At 65.0% G+C, this 17,534-nt stretch carries 12 protein-coding genes; 7 read left to right on the forward strand and 5 right to left on the reverse strand.

Going from position 1 to position 17,534, the window contains the following annotated elements:
* Positions 1–98: 98 nt before the first annotated feature.
* A complete protein-coding gene (locus C7450_RS08725) occupies positions 99–3,614 on the forward strand; it encodes a calcium-binding protein (protein ID WP_110374050.1) in 3,516 nt (1,171 codons plus the stop codon).
* 117 nt (positions 3,615–3,731) lie between these two features.
* On the opposite strand, the gene C7450_RS08730 is transcribed toward C7450_RS08725, so the two are convergent.
* From C7450_RS08730 to C7450_RS08745, 4 genes are all read right to left on the reverse strand, one after another.
* Entirely contained in the window at positions 3,732–4,160 is a 429-nt protein-coding gene (locus C7450_RS08730) for a DoxX family protein (protein WP_110374051.1), read from the reverse strand.
* 382 nt (positions 4,161–4,542) lie between these two features.
* The gene (locus tag C7450_RS08735) at positions 4,543–5,388 is read right to left on the reverse strand and encodes a hypothetical protein (RefSeq protein ID WP_146227301.1); all 846 of its coding nucleotides are present in this window, start codon (positions 5,386–5,388) and stop codon (positions 4,543–4,545) included.
* 192 nt (positions 5,389–5,580) lie between these two features.
* Positions 5,581–6,231, reverse strand: a complete 651-nt coding sequence (locus tag C7450_RS08740) for a 2-dehydro-3-deoxy-6-phosphogalactonate aldolase (protein ID WP_110374053.1) — start codon at positions 6,229–6,231, stop codon at positions 5,581–5,583.
* A gap of 40 nt (positions 6,232–6,271) precedes the next feature.
* Positions 6,272–7,273 carry a 2-dehydro-3-deoxygalactonokinase gene (locus C7450_RS08745; protein WP_110374054.1) on the reverse strand — a complete coding sequence of 334 codons (1,002 nt, stop codon included), beginning with the start codon at positions 7,271–7,273 and terminating at the stop codon, positions 6,272–6,274.
* 104 nt (positions 7,274–7,377) lie between these two features.
* On the opposite strand from C7450_RS08745, the gene C7450_RS08750 reads away from it, so the two are divergent.
* Positions 7,378–7,815 (forward strand): hypothetical protein, encoded by a 438-nt coding sequence (locus tag C7450_RS08750; RefSeq protein WP_110374055.1) that lies wholly within the window; start codon positions 7,378–7,380, stop codon positions 7,813–7,815.
* 611 nt (positions 7,816–8,426) lie between these two features.
* On the forward strand, positions 8,427–8,810 hold the full coding sequence (locus C7450_RS08755) for a hypothetical protein (protein WP_110374056.1): 384 nt from the start codon (positions 8,427–8,429) through the stop codon (positions 8,808–8,810).
* A gap of 86 nt (positions 8,811–8,896) precedes the next feature.
* On the opposite strand, the gene C7450_RS08760 is transcribed toward C7450_RS08755, so the two are convergent.
* Positions 8,897–10,087 (reverse strand): MFS transporter, encoded by a 1,191-nt coding sequence (locus C7450_RS08760; RefSeq protein WP_110374057.1) that lies wholly within the window; start codon positions 10,085–10,087, stop codon positions 8,897–8,899.
* 125 nt (positions 10,088–10,212) lie between these two features.
* On the opposite strand from C7450_RS08760, the gene C7450_RS08765 reads away from it, so the two are divergent.
* The 4 genes from C7450_RS08765 to C7450_RS08780 all read left to right on the forward strand — a co-directional run bounded on the left by C7450_RS08765 (position 10,213) and on the right by C7450_RS08780 (position 17,501).
* The gene (locus C7450_RS08765; RefSeq protein ID WP_110374058.1) at positions 10,213–11,130 is read left to right on the forward strand and encodes a LysR family transcriptional regulator; all 918 of its coding nucleotides are present in this window, start codon (positions 10,213–10,215) and stop codon (positions 11,128–11,130) included.
* A gap of 68 nt (positions 11,131–11,198) precedes the next feature.
* Positions 11,199–11,975, forward strand: coding sequence for an META domain-containing protein (locus C7450_RS34465; protein ID WP_245449547.1), 777 nt, complete (start codon positions 11,199–11,201; stop codon positions 11,973–11,975).
* 118 nt (positions 11,976–12,093) lie between these two features.
* Positions 12,094–15,564 (forward strand): DNA polymerase III subunit alpha, encoded by a 3,471-nt coding sequence (gene dnaE / locus C7450_RS08775; RefSeq protein ID WP_110374060.1) that lies wholly within the window; start codon positions 12,094–12,096, stop codon positions 15,562–15,564.
* Between the two features lie 353 nt (positions 15,565–15,917).
* A complete protein-coding gene (locus C7450_RS08780; RefSeq protein ID WP_110374290.1) occupies positions 15,918–17,501 on the forward strand; it encodes an ABC-F family ATP-binding cassette domain-containing protein in 1,584 nt (527 codons plus the stop codon).
* Positions 17,502–17,534: the final 33 nt, after the last annotated feature.

Below are 17,534 nucleotides of genomic sequence, written 5' to 3' on the forward strand. Positions count from 1 at the left end.
CGAAAACGAGATTATCTCGCGGGCGCCGGCACGGCTTGCTCCCTGCGCTCCGCCACTATTTGCGTGTTTCCGAATTGATTGCGGGAGACCCAAGCACCATGGCCGAGATGGAAACGTCCACATCCCCACTCACGACAGCCGAGATCCTGCGTGCGCTTCGCGATCTCATAAGCGATCCGCAGGTCAAGCGCGAGTTCGAATGGATGGCACAGCAGGCCGGCGCTGTTGCAGGCACCGCCGCCTCCACGTTCCCCAACCCCAATTCCCTGACCACGGACGTTGGGGCGGAATCCGCGCGCGAGACCGCGGCGATCGCCGACATCCTGCGTTCATTGAGCTCGTCCGTAATCGATCTGCCGATCAAGGACGAACTCGAATGGACGGCGGCGCAGATCGGCGCGGTGGCAGGCACTGCCGCCTCCGCATTCCCCGGCCGCAATTCTCTGACCACGGGCGCTGCGACCGCGATCGTGGCGTCGGCCGGTCTGTCGGGATTGAGGCTCAACCTCGACAACACCATTGCCGATATCACAAAGGGTGTGGATTCGGCCACTCGCTCGAACCCCAATCTCCTGATCGCCGCACCGGGCGAGAATGTCCTGTCATTACCGGCGCAGCAGCGCCTTGGCATCCAATCCGTGCGCCTGCAGCTCAACGGGGATCCAGTCCATGATTCGCTCCTGTATCGCGGCTATGTCCGTGAGATCGAGAAGACGCTGAGCAGCACGTTCAACGCCGATTTCGCAACCAGCGATGACGCCCAGGCGGTTGCCTGGCGTGGCCTGCGCCAGGAGCTCTGGCAGGAAACGAGCAAAGCGACCCTCACCAGCCGCTACGCGTCGGGCACGTCTCCCGCCGCCCTGCGTGGCGAGCTGTCGCCGGAGGCCCTGAAAGGCCGGCTGACGAGCGCGCTTCTCGACAAGACCGGGCTGACGCAACGCCAGGCGTTGCTCGGCGATCTATCCACGGTCACGGCGACTACGTGGCGCATCTTGGCCGGCACAAGGGATGTGTTGGGCATCGTGGGCAATGCCGCCATCATCGATGATCCCAACGCCAGCGATGCGGCGAAGGCGCGCGCCATCGCGGATATATGTCGACAAGGCAGCACGCTTCTCCAGATCGCTGGCGGCGTCGCGATCGATGCGGCGACGGGTATGAGCCCGCGCGAGATTCTGAAGACCTTCGCCACCCGCTACGCGGCAGGTGTGGATCCCGGCGTTCTCCACGCCATGCCGTCGTCGACCGCCCGGACCGCCGCAAGCCCCGGGGCGTCGAGCGCAGCCTTGAAGGCAGCGGCCGGAATTTCCCTCTTCGCCGGGCTGGGCAGCGTCGCGAGCGACGCTACGCGCATTGCCACAAGCAGCGATCCGATCCTCATCGCGCAGAGCAGTACAAGTCTTGCCGCAACGGCGGCATATGTGTCGAGCGATCTGGTCAGGGCACTGGCTACGACCACGAAGGCTACGCAGGTCGCGACGAAGCTCGGCATTGCCGGATGCGCCCTGGGTGTCGTCACCGGGGCCGTGGGCCTCGCCGGTGCGATCCGCGATCTCCAGAACAACCCGACCTCCGGCGCCGCAAAATGGGCCGTCGCCAATTCCGCAATACAGATCGGCGCCGCCGTTTTCGCTGGTGTGGCAGCGGTCGTTTGTCCGCCTGCGGCCCTGCTGACAGTTCTCCTGCCCGATTTCGGGGCCATCGGCCGCGCCATTGATCTCCAGTCCCTCAAGGATGATTTCTGGGCGCAGGGGCTCCACCACGAATGGGACGTGCTCAAAGCCCTGCACACGATCGCGGCCCTGGATGCCACCCCTATGGTCAACTGGTTCAGCGGGGTCTACACGCCGAAAATCCAGGGCGACATGCGGTCTTCGATGAATACCGAATGGTATTGGAGCGCCTTCGACGAGCGGGCCGCCTCCGTTATCCGCGAGGGCACAGACCATGCCGAGGCGCTGAAGGCGCTGCGGTCCAAGACCGGTGCCGCGGAACTGATCGACATCAGCTACAATCGCGCGGATTTCAACTGGCTCGGACAGGAGCGCAGCCTGTTTGGTACCGCGGTCGCCGTCTTTGACAAGAATGGTCACGATACGGCGAAGGATAGGACCGTCCGCGGGGCCGCCGTCGCAATCGGGGGCGATGCAGCCGTGAAGGACGACGTCGTCGATCACATAGTTCTTATTCAAGCCAATTTCGACCCGTCTGCGGCGCGTCCAGCCGACCAGGCTGTCGGCGACGGGGACACGCCGCGCGCTGCGGTCGCGGCAGGACCGGCGGTCGAGCTCGATCGCGGCGGCGACAATCTTGTTGTGGTGCAGGCTGCGAACAGCCGGGTCACCTCGACTGGCGACAGTAACGACGTCTACCAGGTCGCCAATGGCACCGATTATGACATCGATGACCGGGTCGGGGGAAAAGATGAGGTTCGCTTCGCGGCGAGCGGCAATGGCCAGAAATTCACGCTGCAAGGAAAGGGCATCGAGTTCTACACCGGCTCGTCCTATGACGACATCGTCATGGGCACGGCAGGCGCAGACATCTACCGGAGTGGTGGCGGTAACGACCAGATCACCCTCGGTGCCGGTAATGATCAGGCTGTTGCCGGAGGGGCTAGCCAGCTCGATCTCGGCGATGGCGACGATCTGGCGTTTCTGACTGAGATCGGCTCGAGGGTGACTGGCGGTGCCGGCCAAGACGCCGTCTTTCTCACCGACGCCGTAAAGGAGGCGGTTTCCCTGACGGCATCCGCCGCCCCAGGCGAAGCGACGCTTGCCTTGAGCGCTGCCAAGCCGGGCGAAGCCCCCGTGTCGCATCTTTTAGGCGTCGAGGGCGTGTGGCTCACCGCCGCCGCGGACCGCGTCGCACTCGCGCTCGATGCCGCGGGCAGCGCCCCTGCAATCCTCGATATTCAGGCCGTCGACACGGCCGCGGGCGACGATGTGATTACGTCGCGGGCGAGCAATGTCACCATCTCGGCAGAGGCCGGTAACGACAGCATCACTATAGGTTCGGGGGATGCCGGCGGTCCGCGGGTGGAGGGTGTCGTCGTGGTGGCTGGCCCAGGCGACGACAGCGTGAGCGTCGCCGGCGACGCGTCCCTGCGCGTTGAACTGAATGACGGTGACGATCGGATCTCGGCGTCGCAACAGACCGCCGGGTTTATCGAGATCGCAGCGGTGACCGGAGGGGGTCACAAGAGCATCGATCTCGGCACGGCCAATGCTGTCTTTCGTCTCGGCAGCACCGACAGCGGCGAGCTCGACGTCGTTGATGGGCGTGATCGCGCCAGAGCCGGCCATTTGCTCGCCTTCGATTTCGCCAATGAATCCGCCGATAGACTCGTCCTCACGGTCTCGCGCGATTCATCGGAGACCTTGACCTGCGGCATCGCGACGGTCGGCGGCAAGCTGAATATCGCGCTGCACTCGGCGAACACAGGCAACAGCTTCATCTGCGTCGGGAACGAAGCCTATGGGATCGACGCGGCGGCAGGCCTTCTCTCACAGCAGATGGCGAGCCTTGGCCAACGCTCTGCGAGCGTGCAGTTGTCCGCGCTGCCGCCGGAGATGCATGCCCCGCTCAATCTCGCGGCCAACCCGATCGCCTGATGGCGGCGCGACCTGCGCGAGCGATGCGGCCAACGCGCCGGCGCCGGACGCCGCGCCAGAGCAAATCCGCCGTGGATGGTATCGGACGATTCCATCCACGGCGGTTAATTTGCTCGTTTACTTTGGATCGGAGCACGTCCGCAACAGACGGACTTGCTCCAGGATGGACACCAGGATGAGGGCGCCGATCATACCGATATGCTCGGTGGCGGTATGGAAGGCGACGAGCGCGCGCTCCCCCTCGAGTGACCAGAAATGGTGAACGATGGGGATGGTCAGCGCCGTGAAGATCCCGAGGGCGCCGGCGCCGAGCCAGGTGTGCCGTCGCGTGATGATCAGCGCGGAGCCCCCGAGCTGCACGATGATCGTGGCCATGTTGAACAGCCAGCCGGGATAGAGGCCGAACATCTCCATCTCGGCGACACCGCCGCGGAAATCGATCAGTTTGGCCAAGCCGCTTCCCCAGAAGGGAAATGTAAAGAGAATACGCGCGAGACCTTCTGTAACGCGGCTGGACAGGATGGCGTTGATGGGAGAGGGAGCCATGTGAAAACTCTCTGCTGGGAACGACAGTATGGACTGTATGGGTCTCGTGCGGTCACGCGGGTATGGGAAGGCAGGCTTCATCTCACACGGTCGCCACATGCGCGGCCGCATGCGGTCACTCTTAAGCACGATTGCAGATTGCGCAGGGCAATCGATGAATGGTGCTTGCATGGGACGCCGCTCTCATATCGAATGCGCCAACAATTTTTATAGAGGCCTTTATGCATCTGAACCGACTGGCCCTTATCGTAGCGATCAGTATCGCTGCCACAGCCTGCCAATCCACCAACCCGCGTGGGGGCGGTTTCAGCCGGTCCGGTCCTCCGGACTATGTTGAAGACCAGCTCGACAACGCCGTTTCCCCTTTCCCGGAAGACGATCGCTACGGCGATGACAGCCTCGTTCCGGAAGTCGGCGGCCCCATGTGAGCGGGGATGGAGCCGGGATGAACGGTGATGGGTATGGCCCCGTTTTTGTCTCTGGCTTTCGGCTTGTGCTCGGTTCGCAAGGCAAGGCCCTCGCTGACGGCGCGCGCAAGTGCCGCTGATGCGTCATCGCCTTCGAAGGGCGATATCATCGGGAACGACAGGTCGTCATTATTGAAGTTGATCGCTTCCGTGAAGACGACGGCAGACACGCCGTCGTCCATCTCGGCCGCGGCTGCACCGGGCTGACCGGCGCCGGCCATCGCCGGAGCCGGTTCATCGTCGGCGGTACCGCCGGACAGCAATGCAACCATGACAATCTCGCCGTCGATGGTCACGACATCCGCCTCACCCGCGGTCGGAGGCACGGCCTGACCGGCCGATGCCGTATCGGCCGTGCTTTCTGCTTGTGCCGTGAACTGGACGTCATCCGCGAGCAGGACCACGTCCGACGAGGGCGCGCCGGGTGCCTCGGGGGAAATCGCTTCGCCTTGCGGAGAATCCTCTGGCGAAGAATCCGCTAGCGGAGAATCCTCTGGCGAAGAATCCTCTTGCAAAGGATCTTCTTGCGGAAGCGCGTCGGACCGGCGGATGTCCTGCACGGCACCGCGTGCCAGGGTAAGCCAGGACAGTGCCGCCATCGATGGGGTGAACGGCGCAAGGGGCGCCGGCTCGAATGCTTGCCAAGCAGTCAGCAGTTCATCGGTGCGATGCGCGATGGCCTCTTGTCGTTCGAGCGACATGGCCAGGATCAACTCTTGCAGTCTTCCTTGCAGCCTTCCTTGCAGCCTCTCCTCATCCATTGCCAGCCACCCCCAAGCGAATCAATGGGTTAATGGTAGTTTAGGCGCGCTGTATGGGTAGTGCTGCAGGGATAGTTGTCCACTGCCAGATAAGTTTTTCTGTTATCAGAGACGTGGGAGATCAGATTTCCTGTAGTGGGGATCCGGAGCCTGCTGAGTAAAAGCGGACTGCCCCCTCCGGAGCGCGCCCTTTCACGGCCTCTGCCGTGCCTTCCATGCATCGACGAAAGCTTGCGCGTTGGCCGCAACCGCGTCCACATCCATGCCGGGCTTGTAGAGGGCCGAACCCAGGCCGAAGCCCGCAACGCCGGCCGCGAGGAAGGGGTCCATCGTGGCGGGCGTGATCCCGCCGACCGGCAACAGCCGCGTCCCTGCCGGCAGCACCGCGCGCATGGCCTTGATGACCGGCGGCCCGACCATCTCGGCCGGGAAGATCTTGAGGGCGGCCGCGCCTGCCGCGAGCGCGGCAAAGGCTTCCGTCGGCGTCGCAATACCAGGCATGCAGACGAGGCCGGCATCGGCCGCAGCGCGGATCACGGCCGTGTCGGCATGCGGCATGACCACGAGGTCGGCATCAAGCCCGACGAGCCGCTCCACCTCGGCCGGCCGCGTGACCGTGCCCGCGCCCACGAGCGTATCGGCCGGCAGCAAGTCTCGGATGAGGCGGATGCTGTCGAACGGGTCCGGCGAATTCAGTGGCACTTCAATAAAGCGGAAGCCCGCCTCATAGAGCACCGGGGCGACGCCGCCCACCTCCTCAGGCTTCAGCCCCCTGAGGATGGCGATCAGCGGTAACGCGGCGAAAGCCTCTTCCAGACGCGTCGCGCGGCTCGGCCGGTTCATGGTCCCACTCCTTGTTTCAGATGGTCAGGCAACATTCCGGTCATGCCCTTTGAAGCATGCCTGTCGCAGCCGCAAAGCGGAAGAGGCCCGACGGAGCCGTATTGCCGAGAAGGGCGGCCGGCGTGATGTCGAACAGAGCCATCGCGCGGCGGTAGCTGCTGCACAGCCGGTCGTCGCCGATCAGCACGATGGGGGGCAGCGTGGCCGAGGATTGCTTCAGGCGCGCCAGGCCCGAGGTCAATTCCTGCCCGATCAGAAGGCCGGAGAGATAGTCCCTCAGCACCAGGCCGGAGAGGCGCTTGGTGAGACCGAGCGTCCGCACCGAAAAGAGCTGGTTGAGAAGGTCGCCGGCCCGGCTCTCGCGCGCCGCCAGGACGCCCTGGCAGAAGGCGGCGTCCGCCGCGGCAGGGTCGGCGGTCGTCCCCTCGGCCGGGGACGTCATCAGGCGGCCGAGAATCGAGTGGGTCGTCATCACCGCGAAGACCTCGCCGGTCATGTAGGTATCGAAATGGGTGATGCGGCTTGCCGCGATGGATACCCATTTCGAGTGAGTGCCCGGCATGATGATCGACGCCCGCTCGGCCAGGGATGGGTTGTCGGCGAGGGCCCCGGCAATCTGGATCTCCTCCCCGCGCATCACGTCCGGCGGGGCATCAGCCGGATCGTCGATGACCCCCGGCGCGATCAGGATGGTGCGGCCGTCGGCGGTCGTCACCCGGCCGGCATGGCGTGCAAGCTCCGCGACGTCGGCGGGGCAGGGGACATAGGGCGCCTCGACCCAGCCCTGGGCGCTGCCCACCATGCCGCCCGCCACCACCGGCAGGTCCGGCCACCGGGCGAGCCATGGGCCGCACAGCGCCGCGAATGCCTTCTCGAAGCCTGGAATGCCGGGCTCCGGTAAATTCTGGATGCCGTGGCTGCTGGCGCGCTGGTCGATAATCCCGGCGTCCTTGCCCATAAGGAAACCGCGCAGGCTCGAGGTTCCCCAGTCAAGCGCGATGAGGCGAGGACGACCGGCTTCTGACCCCTGATTGCCGCTCATTCGGTCGCTCCCCTGCCATCGGCTATTGATGCCTGCCTACTCGATCGTTCGTGCCGGGTCTAGAGGCCGCACGCGGGGGCCGCGACAGGGCCGGGCCGGAGCGCATGGGCTTCGCCGGCACGCGGCTGGCGAAGGGCTGGGGACGGCGTCGCGCGCCGTCTAACGATCTGCAAACAAGGGTCAATCGGGTTTCCCACTGCGATATTGCCGGTTTGTTCTTTTTTGTTCTTTTTTCGTTCATGTTCAGCTATCCTGACGCGATTGAAAACAACGATCAGATTTCGCAGGTCCCGGCAATGAGCACGACAGTGGACGAAATCGTTGCAGCCTATCTGAAGGCTGAAGGGGATGCTCTTGCCGCCCTGAACGCAGCTATCAGGGATGCGCTTGCCGATCTCGCGGAAAAGGAGCGGCGGCTTGCCAAGGCGGAGAGGTTGATTTCGCGCGGCTATGTGCGCGGACGAATGCACGCCACGCTGTCGGCGGCAGCCGAAAGAGAGCAGGCCGAGATCGATGAGGTGGCACGCCGGCAGGCGATGTGACATCGCTCTTCGTCGAAAGCGAGCTTGGTTGCAGTCGGCTTGGTCGCAGTCAGCTTTGTTGACAGCCGGTTCAGGCGATCAGCATGCGCTTTTCCGGTTCTCTTTCGTCGGGATTCGGCTGCGGCCGGTCGTTGTCCGGATCGTCAGGCTCGGGCTCCTCGACAGGGGGAAGGACCGGTCTCAAAGGGTCCGAGGGATCGACCGTCGGTGGCCGTGGAAAGGGACCGGGCAGCGGTGACCCGGGCACCGGCGGCTCCGATGCGCGTAACGACAGCCACAGGAATGGCTGGCACAGGAATGGTTTGCACAGGAATGGTTTGCACAGGAATGGCTGGCGCGCGGCTTCCGCTGACTCCCGATCAGAATCCGCATAAGTTGACCACCATGCTGAAACTTTACCCCTATCCATGACGCTGGCCCTGTCTATTTGTATAGAGAGGAAATCACCGGTCTCCGATGCGGTTCCCTCATGGCCGACGCCAGGGCCTGACCGCCGCCCCGGATAACGGGTCAAGCGCCCGCCGGGAGGTCATGACGCGGCCCCATTCCTGTGACAGGGCCCCGCGAGGGTGTGAGACCATGCAACGGAGCAGCCGGAGATGAGGACAGCCATGACCCCGACGAAGGGCACGACAGCGCCCATGACGTTTGGGCCGCGTGCGGTGGGCAGGCGTCTCGCATTCGGCCTCGTCGGCGGTTCCGCTGCTGTCGCGCTGCTCCTCGGGGTAGCCGCGGTCACACCGGCGGCGGCGCAGAACGCACCGCTTGAACTGCCGCAGCAGGGCCAATCCCTCGCGAAGCCCGGTAAGGCGAAGCCGGCGCGGGCCGCCAGGACGGCGAAGCCGCAATCATCCGGTCGCGTGCAGCGTCCCGCCGTGCAGCAGTTCCGCCAGCCGAGCTACGAGGACCTGGCGCCCCAGGGCACGGAGGAGGGCGGCCCCGGCATTCGCCCGAGTTTCCGGGGCGGCAAGCCGGCGCTGAACCTGGGGTTCTGAGAAGGCCCCTGTTATCGGCCTTCGATGACGTGAAGCGGCCCCGATTCGGCGAGGGCCGCTTTTTTTATGCGCTGATCAGCACAGGGTCAGTTGCCGCAGCCGACGGTCTCGGCCGCAGGCTCCGGAAACGCCTTTTTCTCGCTGCGCAGCGCAAGCAAGGCCGTTCCGATGGCCGCCAGGGGGAACAGTGCGGCCGCCAGCGGCACCATGCCGAGGCCCGGTCCATGGTCGATCACCGCCGCGCCCGCCCAGGCGCCGATGGCATTCCCCAGATTGAAGGCCGCGATATTGAAGCTGGACGCAAGGCTCTGGCCGGCCCCTTCGGCCTTGCTCAGCACCCACATCTGCAGGGGCGCCACGGTGGCAAAACCGGCCGCCCCGAGCAGCCCGACCGCGATGATCGCCGCGAGCGGCTGATGGAGCGCCAGCGTCATGGCCATGAGCACCAGCGCAAGGGCCGCCATCGTGCCGAGGACGGTCGGCACCAGCCAGCGATCGGCCAGTCTGCCGCCGATGAGATTGCCAACGACCAGGCCCCCGCCGAAGACGAGCAGGATCGGCGAGACGGCGCTGGCCGGAAGGCCGGTGATGTCCGTCAGGGCGGGGGCGATATAGGTGAAGACCGCGAAGACACCGGCATAACCGAAGACGGTGGTGGTGAGGCCGAGCAGGACGGGGCGGCGCAGGATGGCACGCAGGTCCGCCCTCCAGTCCGCAGCATCGACAGGAGCACCGTCCCGTGGGACCAGCGCGGCGATCACGCCGAGCGCTGCAAGGCCGACGAGGGCGACCGCCCAGAAGGTGGCGCGCCAGCCGAACTGCTGGCCGAGCCACGTGCCGAAGGGGACGCCGAGGATATTGGCGACGGTCAGCCCCGTGAACATGATGGCGATGGCGGAGGCCTGCCTGTCGCGGGCAACGAGCCCGGTCGCGACGACCGAGCCGACACCGAAGAAGGTGCCATGCGCGAGCGCCGTGACAACGCGGGCGACCATCAGGCTGGTGTAGTCGGGCGCAAGTGCACAGGCCGCATTGCCGATGGTGAAGATCGTCATCAGGCCGATCAGCACATGCTTGCGCGGCAGCCGCGCGGTCATGGCGGTGAGGAGCGGTGCACCAACGACGACGCCGAGCGCGTAGCCGGAGATCAGGAGGCCGGCAGAGGCGATCGAAACGCCGAGTTCGGTACTGACCTCGATGAGGAGGCCCATGATCACGAATTCGGTAACGCCTATTCCGAAAGCGCCGGCGGTCAGCGCATAGAGAGCAAGGGGCATGGCAATGATCCGTCATATCGGACAACGCGGGGTCTCACGCCATCTAGGGTTGGGCTCTCTTATGAGATAGACTGCCTGAAAGAAAATCATCTGTGAGTTGAATTCACATAATGAGTTGAGGTCACATGGCGCGTGTCGAGGTCAATCGCTCCGGCGAGATGGAAGTCTTCGCTGATGTGGTGGAACAGGGAGGCTTCTCCGCCGCCGCCCGCGCCCGCCGCATGACACCGTCCGCCGTGAGCAAGCTGATCGCGCGGCTTGAAAGCCGTCTTGGGGCGCGGCTCGTCAACCGGTCGACGCGCCGCTTCCAGCTCACACCCGAGGGCTCCGCCTTCTACGACAGCGTCAAGCGCATCCTTGCCGATATCGACGAGGCGGAGCGCAGCGCTTTCTCCGGCGAGCGTCCGGTCGGGCGCATCAGGCTGAATACCAGCGCCTCCTACGGCAATCATGTGCTGGCGCCGCTCGTCGGGGCTTTCCTGGCACGCTATCCCGACGTCCAGCTCGACATCGCGCAGACGGACGTGGTGATCGACCTCTTGGCCGAACGCACGGATGTGGCCGTGCGCGCGGGCCCCTTGAAAAGCTCGAGCCTGGTGGCCCGCAAGCTTGGTGAGACGCCGATGCTCATCGTTGCCGCACCTGCCTATCTCGCGCGCTTCGGCACGCCGAAGACAGCTCCGGATCTCGCCCGGCACAACCGGCTCGGCTTCAGCTATACCCGGCTTGTGGACGGCTGGCCCCTGAGCGACGGGATGGCGCCGCCCGACGCGCCTCAGATCGTCCCGGCCATCGGCCGGGTGCAAGCCAGTGACGGCGAGGCGCTCCGTCATCTGGCGATAGGTGGAGCGGGCCTTGCACGACTTGCCGCCTTTACGATACGCGATGATATTGCCGCCGGGCGGCTGCAGACGGTAATGGAAGACTGCAATCCGGGGGACCGGGAGGCCTTCCATGCCATCTATGTCGGGCAGGGCGGACCTGTGCCGACGCGGGTGAGGGCGCTGCTTGACTTCCTGGCCGAGCATGGGCGGGTGAGTTAGAGCAGATCCGACTTGAATGGCGCACAGAGGCGCACGTCGCGCGGGGAGTCCGCGGGGAGTCCATGTCGATGCACGCGATCGTTCGAAACGAGGAGCTCTTTCAGACGGCTCTCCCGGGGGGACGTCTCCTGCGGAAGCGGCTGATTCCTGCCCTCATCGGTGTGGTGCTGGCCTTCATCCCCGCTGGATCCGTGGGGGGTGCGCTGGCTGCCGGCGCCGACGCTCTTGTCGGCGAGTGGCTGGTCGAAGACATTGGCGGCGGCGGTGTCGTCGACCGGGTCCGGATGACCGTCACCTTCACCGGCGACGGCAAGGTGAACGGCTCGGGCGGCTGCAATCGTTTCACGGGCAAGGTGAAGATGACCGGCGATACCCTGCGGTTCGGTCTTCTCGCGACCATGCGCATGGCCTGCCCGCCGGCGGTCATGGGCCAGGAGCAGAAATTCCTTCGCACGCTGCAGGGCGTGCGAAGCTGGGCGGTCGACAGCGACGGCAAGCTCGTTCTGCGCGACGATGGCGGCAAGCCGTTGTTGCTGTTGGCGCGGGTTCGTCAGAGCGCGGCGATCACCATCGAGGTCCCGTCGACCGCCGCGGTCCGGACCGTCAAGGTGGACTATGCCTGCGGTGACCGGATCGTTGATGCCACCTATTTCAACGCCGGCGAAGTCTCCCTCGTTTCCCTGTCATGGACCGGCGAATTCGTGGTCGCCGCCAATGTGCTGGCCGCCTCGGGCGCCAAATATGCCGGCGGCCGTTACATCTGGTGGACCAAGGGCAAGACGGCTGATCTCTATGACCTGACGAAGGGCGAGAATGCGGAGCCGCTTGCCTGCACGCAGACATGACAAGAGCGATCCACCGGTAATCCGGGGAATGGGGTTCGGCCCCGGCGACGGGCGCCTTATGCTCGGGGCAGGACGGGCGTTGAGTCCGCTCCGGACAGGTTTGGTATCGGGTGGTTGAATGAGCGTTTCGGCGACAGAGATCTACAAGGACATCGGCTTCGTGCATCTGCACGTCCATTCCTCGTTTTCGCTGCTGGAGGGCGCGCTGACCATCGCGGCGCTGACGAAAATGGCGATCGCCGACGCCATGCCGGCCCTGGCGCTGACCGATACCAACAATCTCTTCGGTGCCCTGGAGTTTTCCGAGAAGCTTGCCGGCTCAGGCATCCAGCCGATCGCCGGCCTGCAGCTCACGGTTGAGTTCGAGCCGCCGGATCCCACCGTGCGCCAGACGGTGATGCGGAGTTTGCCGCATGTCGTGCTGCTTGCGACCAGCGAGGCTGGCTATGGCAATCTGATGCAGCTCACGAGCCGCGCGTTCCTCGATTCGACGGCCGGGGAGGTGACGCATGTGCCCTTCGCGCGACTGGCAGCCCACAGCGAGGGCCTGATCGCGCTGACCGGCGGGCCGGGCGGGCCGCTCGACAGGGCCTTGCGGGACGGACAGGCTGATCTGGCATCGGATCGCTTCAAGCGTCTGCAAAAGGTGTTCGGAGACCGGCTCTATGTGGAGCTGCAGCGCCACGGCACGGATGAGGAGCGCGCCGTGGAGGCGGAACTCCTGCGTCTCGCCTACCGTGACGGCGTGCCGCTCGTCGCCGCCAACGAGCCCTATTTCGCCAAGGCCGGCGACTATGAGGCGCATGATGCGCTGCTCGCCATTGCCGAAGGACGTCTCGTCACGGACGACAATCGCCGCCGGTTGACGAGCGAGCATGACTTCAAGTCGCGCGCGGCGATGGTCAAGCTGTTCGAGGATCTGCCCGAAGCGTTGCAGTCGACGGTCGAGATCGCGATGCGCTCAGCCTACCGGCCGCGCACGCGCAAGCCGATGTTGCCGCGCTTCAGCGGTGACGAGGCCGATGAGGCGGCCGAGCTCAGGAGGCAGGCGGAAGCGGGACTGGCTGCCCGCCTCGCCACGCATCCACCGGCGCCGGGTTTGACGGAAGCCGACTATCGCCAGCGCCTCGCGTTCGAGCTGTCGATCATCGAGCGCATGCGGTTTCCCGGCTACTTCCTGATCGTCGCGGACTTTATCAAATGGGCGAAGGCGCACGACATTCCGGTCGGTCCGGGCCGTGGTTCGGGGGCGGGCTCGCTCGTTGCCTATTCGCTCACCATCACCGACCTCGATCCGTTGCGGTTCGGTCTCCTGTTCGAGCGCTTCCTCAACCCGGATCGCGTGTCGATGCCGGATTTCGACATCGACTTCTGCCAGGACCGGCGCGAAGAGGTCATCGCCTATGTGCAGCAGCGCTATGGCGAGGACAGGGTGGCGCAGATCATCACCTTCGGCACGCTGCAGGCCCGCGGGGTGATGCGCGACGTCGGCCGCGTGCTGGAAATGCCCTATGGGCAGGTCGACAAGCTGACGAAGCTCGTGCCGCAGAACCCGGCCAATCCCGTCACGCTCAAGAAGGCGATCGAGGACGAGCCGAAGCTCCAGAGTGCGGCGAAGGAGGAGCCGGTCGTCGGGCGCATGCTCGGCATCGCCCAGAAGCTCGAGGGGTTGCACCGCCACGCCTCGACCCACGCCGCCGGCATCGTCATCGGCGACCGGCCGCTCGAAGAGCTCGTGCCGCTCTATCGCGATCCGCGTTCGGGCATGCGCGTCAGCCAGCTCAATATGAAATGGGTGGAGCAGGCGGGCCTCGTCAAATTCGACTTCCTCGGCTTGAAGACGCTGACCGTGCTGCGCACGGCAGTCGATCTCATCAAGAAGAAGGGCGAGGATATCGATCTCTCGACCATCCCCCTCGATGACAGGAAAACTTACGAATATCTCGGCCGCGGCGAAACGGTCGGCGTGTTCCAGGTGGAAAGCGCGGGCATGCGCAAGGCGCTCGTCGAGATGCGCGCCGACCGTCTGGAGGACCTGATCGCCCTCGTGGCGCTCTATCGCCCGGGCCCGATGGCCAATATTCCCGTCTATTGCGCGCGCAAGCACGGGGACGGCGAGCCGGAGGAGGAGTGGTACCTCCACGAGAAGCTCAGGCCGATCCTCAACGAGACCTTCGGCATCATCATCTATCAGGAACAGGTGATGCAGGTGGCGCAGTCGCTGTCGGGCTATTCGCTCGGCGAAGCCGATCTGCTGCGCCGCGCCATGGGCAAGAAGATCAAAGCCGAGATGGACGCGCAGCGCGAGCGCTTCGTCAGTGGCGCGATCGAGCGCGGCCTGACCAAGGCGCTGGCCGACGAAATCTTCGACCTGCTCGCCAAATTCGCCGACTACGGCTTCAACAAGAGCCATGCGGCCGCCTATGCGCTCGTGTCCTACCACACGGGCTATCTCAAGGCGAACCACCCGGTCGAGTTCATGGCGGCGTCGATGACGCTCGAACTCGACAATACCGACAAGCTGTCGGAATTCCGGCGCGAGGCGGAGCGGCTCGGCATCAAGGTCGAGCCGCCGTCGATCAACCGCTCCGGGGTGGTCTTCGAGGTGCATTATGACGTCGAGGCGCGCGGCTCGATCCGCTACGCGCTCGCCGCGCTGAAGGGGGTGGGCCGGCAGGCGGTGGAGGCGCTGGTGGCCGCCCGCGGTGACACGCCCTTCCGCGACCTCAGCGATTTCGCCCGGCGCTTCAATCCGAAGCTCGTCAACAAGCGCACGCTCGAAGCGCTGATCTCGGCCGGTGCCTTCGATGAGCTCGAGCCGGACCGGGCGCGCAGTTTTGCAGCCATCGACGCCATCACGGCGATCGCCGCGCGCACGGTTGCCGCGGCGGCCGACGGCCAGAACGACTTTTTCGGTGGACCGGCGGCCGCGCCGGAGCAGCTGCGCATACCGCAGTATGTGCCGTGGCTGCCGGCGGAGCGCCTGCAACGCGAGTATGACGCGGCCGGGTTCTTCCTTACGGGCCACCCGCTCGACGAATATGGCGCGCTGCTCGAGAAGCTGCGTGTGCAGCGCTGGGCGGATTTTGCCAAGGCGGTGCGCGGCGGCGTGAATATGGGGCGGCTCGCGGCCACCGTCCTTGACCGCACGGAACGGCGCACGAAAAGCGGCTCGAAGATGGGCATCGTCAATCTGTCCGACCAGAGCGGGCATTTCGAGGCCATCATCTTCGCCGAGGGACTGTCGCATTTCCGCGACCTGCTGGAGCCCGGCAAGGCCGTTATCCTGCTGGTCCAGGCCTCCGCCGAGGGCGAGGAGGTGAGGGCGCGTATCCAGTCCGTCGAGCCGCTCGATTCGGCCGTCTCGAAGCATCACAAGAGCCTGCGCATTTTCCTGCGCGACGAGGCGCCGCTGCCCATCGTCGCCGAGCGTCTCAGGGATCGCGGTGACGGCGACGTCTCGCTCGTGCTGATGCTGGAAGAGAAGCAGGAGGTCGAGGTGAAGCTGAAGGGCCGCTTCCCGACGACGCCACAGATGGCGAGCGCCATCCGTGCCATTCCCGGCGTCGTCCATGTGGAGATGCTGTAGCGGTGAGGAGTTGGCACCCTTGGCCTTGGCGGAGCACCGATTTCACGTCAGGCCCCGCGCCTGCAGTCCGCCGTGGCATGACGACGGAGGTTCTGCTGGCTTCGCTGAGGCAAGGCCCACATGCCTCCGCGGCCCATAGCGGAGGTCTGTCACGGGGCAAAACGGACGCAGTCACGCGCTCCATTGCGGAATGTCCGCGGATTTTCACCGGCGGAGCTTGTGAAGGGCGAGCCTTAGCCCTACCTTAAAAGGGCATCCAGCAGGAATTTGGAGTCGCTTCGACATGGATTTGTCTCTCGCCGCCGTCGTTCAGTCGATCATGCCGCGAGAAATCCTGTCCCATGCCTGCTTCCTTGCCTCCTTCCATCACCCTGTTCGATCTATCGTGGCATACTCCTGAGGGAACGCCGCTCTTCTCCGATCTCAATCTGAGCTTCGGTCCCGAGCGTACTGGCATCGTCGGGCGAAACGGCACCGGCAAGACCACGCTGTTGCGGCTGATCGCCGGCGAGCTACGCCCGACGTCTGGTTCCATCCAAGCCTCCGGCGCCCTTGGCATCATGCGGCAGGATGGACACGCGAATGCCGGCACGCTCGCGGACCTTTTTGACGCGGGATCGGCCTTGGCAGTGCTCGACCGCGCTGAAAGGGGCCTTGCCGAGCCTGATGAACTGGCCGGAGCTGACTGGACCCTACCGGCCAGGATCGACGCTGCCCTTGCGCGGTGCGGTCTGTCCCTGGAGCCTGATGTGCCTCTGGCTGCGCTCTCCGGCGGGCAGCGCAGCCGCGCAGCCCTCGCGGCGTTAATTTTCGCTGAGCCCGACGTCCTCCTGCTTGATGAACCGACCAACAATATGGACCGTGAAGGACGTCGGGCAGTGCTGGACTTCATCGGCGGATGGCGCGGTAGCTCCATCATCGTCAGTCATGATCGGGAGCTGCTTGATACGATGGATGCCATCGTGGAACTGACAGCGCTTGGCGCTACACGCTACGGCGGGAGCTATGGTGCCTTTCGTGCGCGAAAATCCACGGAACTCGAGGCTGCTCGCCACGATCTCGCAACCGCCGAAAGGAACCGCGCGGAGACCAGGCGTCGCGCACAGCAGGCGCTCGAACGCAAAGCGAGAAGCGATAGCAATGGACGGAAGCGACGCGCCAAAGGCGATCAGCCGAAAATCCTGATGGATGCGGCGCGAGGCCGCGCCGAGACATCCGGCGGCGCAAATGCCCGCCTTCGCGACGCGCGGATCGAGATGGCGGAGGACGCCCTCTCCAGCGCGCGCGAGAGAATCGAAGTGCTGCAGCCCTTGCGCATGGAGATGCTCACCACGGACATGCCGCCTGGCAAGACCGCCCTTCGTCTTACAGACGTGACGGGGGGATATGCGAGCGAGCGGCCCGTCATTCGCGATCTGTCTCTGACCCTGACCGGTCCCGAGCGGGTCGCTATCACCGGCCCAAACGGCAGCGGCAAGTCCACGTTGCTGGCGCTCATCGCCGGCAAGCTCGAGCCGCAGAGCGGAACTATTGATCGGTTGGTGCCCCTGGCTTTTCTTGACCAGGATTTGAGCTTGCTCGTTCCTGATCTCTCGTTGCGCGAGAACTTCCTGCATTTGAACCCGCATACGGATGAGAACCACTGTCGCGCGGCCCTGGCGCGTTTTCGTTTCCGTGCTGAGGATGCGCATCAGCGTGTGGGCGCTCTCAGTGGTGGTGAACGATTGCGCGCCGGGCTTGCCTGCACCCTGGGGCGGCCCGTCCCGCCCGCGCTTCTCATTCTGGATGAGCCGACCAATCATCTTGATCTCGATGGAATGGAGGCGCTGGAATTGGCGCTGTGCGCCTTTGACGGCGCGCTCCTCGTCGTAAGCCACGACAAGAGGTTTCTTGACCGCCTTGCCGTGCAGCGAAGCGTGGAGCTGGGATGCCTTTGATCGAGCGATCGCCCGCTAAACGGGATCCTGACG

Source organism: Chelatococcus asaccharovorans (assembly GCF_003201475.1).
Taxonomy (GTDB): domain Bacteria; phylum Pseudomonadota; class Alphaproteobacteria; order Rhizobiales; family Beijerinckiaceae; genus Chelatococcus; species Chelatococcus asaccharovorans.

Bases quoted from the DNA above. Each gene is read 5' to 3' on its own strand.
- C7450_RS08740 (WP_110374053.1), bottom strand. From the start codon at position 6,231: ATGAACCGGCCGAGCCGCGCGACGCGTCTGGAAGAGGCTTTCGCCGCG.
- C7450_RS08765 (WP_110374058.1), top strand. From the start codon at position 10,213: ATGGCGCGTGTCGAGGTCAATCGCTCCGGCGAGATGGAAGTCTTCGCT.
- dnaE (WP_110374060.1), top strand. From the start codon at position 12,094: ATGAGCGTTTCGGCGACAGAGATCTACAAGGACATCGGCTTCGTGCAT.
- C7450_RS08725 (WP_110374050.1), top strand. From the start codon at position 99: ATGGCCGAGATGGAAACGTCCACATCCCCACTCACGACAGCCGAGATC.
- C7450_RS08730 (WP_110374051.1), bottom strand. From the start codon at position 4,160: ATGGCTCCCTCTCCCATCAACGCCATCCTGTCCAGCCGCGTTACAGAA.
- C7450_RS08745 (WP_110374054.1), bottom strand. From the start codon at position 7,273: ATGAGCGGCAATCAGGGGTCAGAAGCCGGTCGTCCTCGCCTCATCGCG.
- C7450_RS34465 (WP_245449547.1), top strand. From the start codon at position 11,199: ATGCACGCGATCGTTCGAAACGAGGAGCTCTTTCAGACGGCTCTCCCG.
- C7450_RS08755 (WP_110374056.1), top strand. From the start codon at position 8,427: ATGACCCCGACGAAGGGCACGACAGCGCCCATGACGTTTGGGCCGCGT.
- C7450_RS08735 (WP_146227301.1), bottom strand. From the start codon at position 5,388: ATGGATGAGGAGAGGCTGCAAGGAAGGCTGCAAGGAAGACTGCAAGAG.
- C7450_RS08750 (WP_110374055.1), top strand. From the start codon at position 7,378: ATGGGCTTCGCCGGCACGCGGCTGGCGAAGGGCTGGGGACGGCGTCGC.
- C7450_RS08760 (WP_110374057.1), bottom strand. From the start codon at position 10,087: ATGCCCCTTGCTCTCTATGCGCTGACCGCCGGCGCTTTCGGAATAGGC.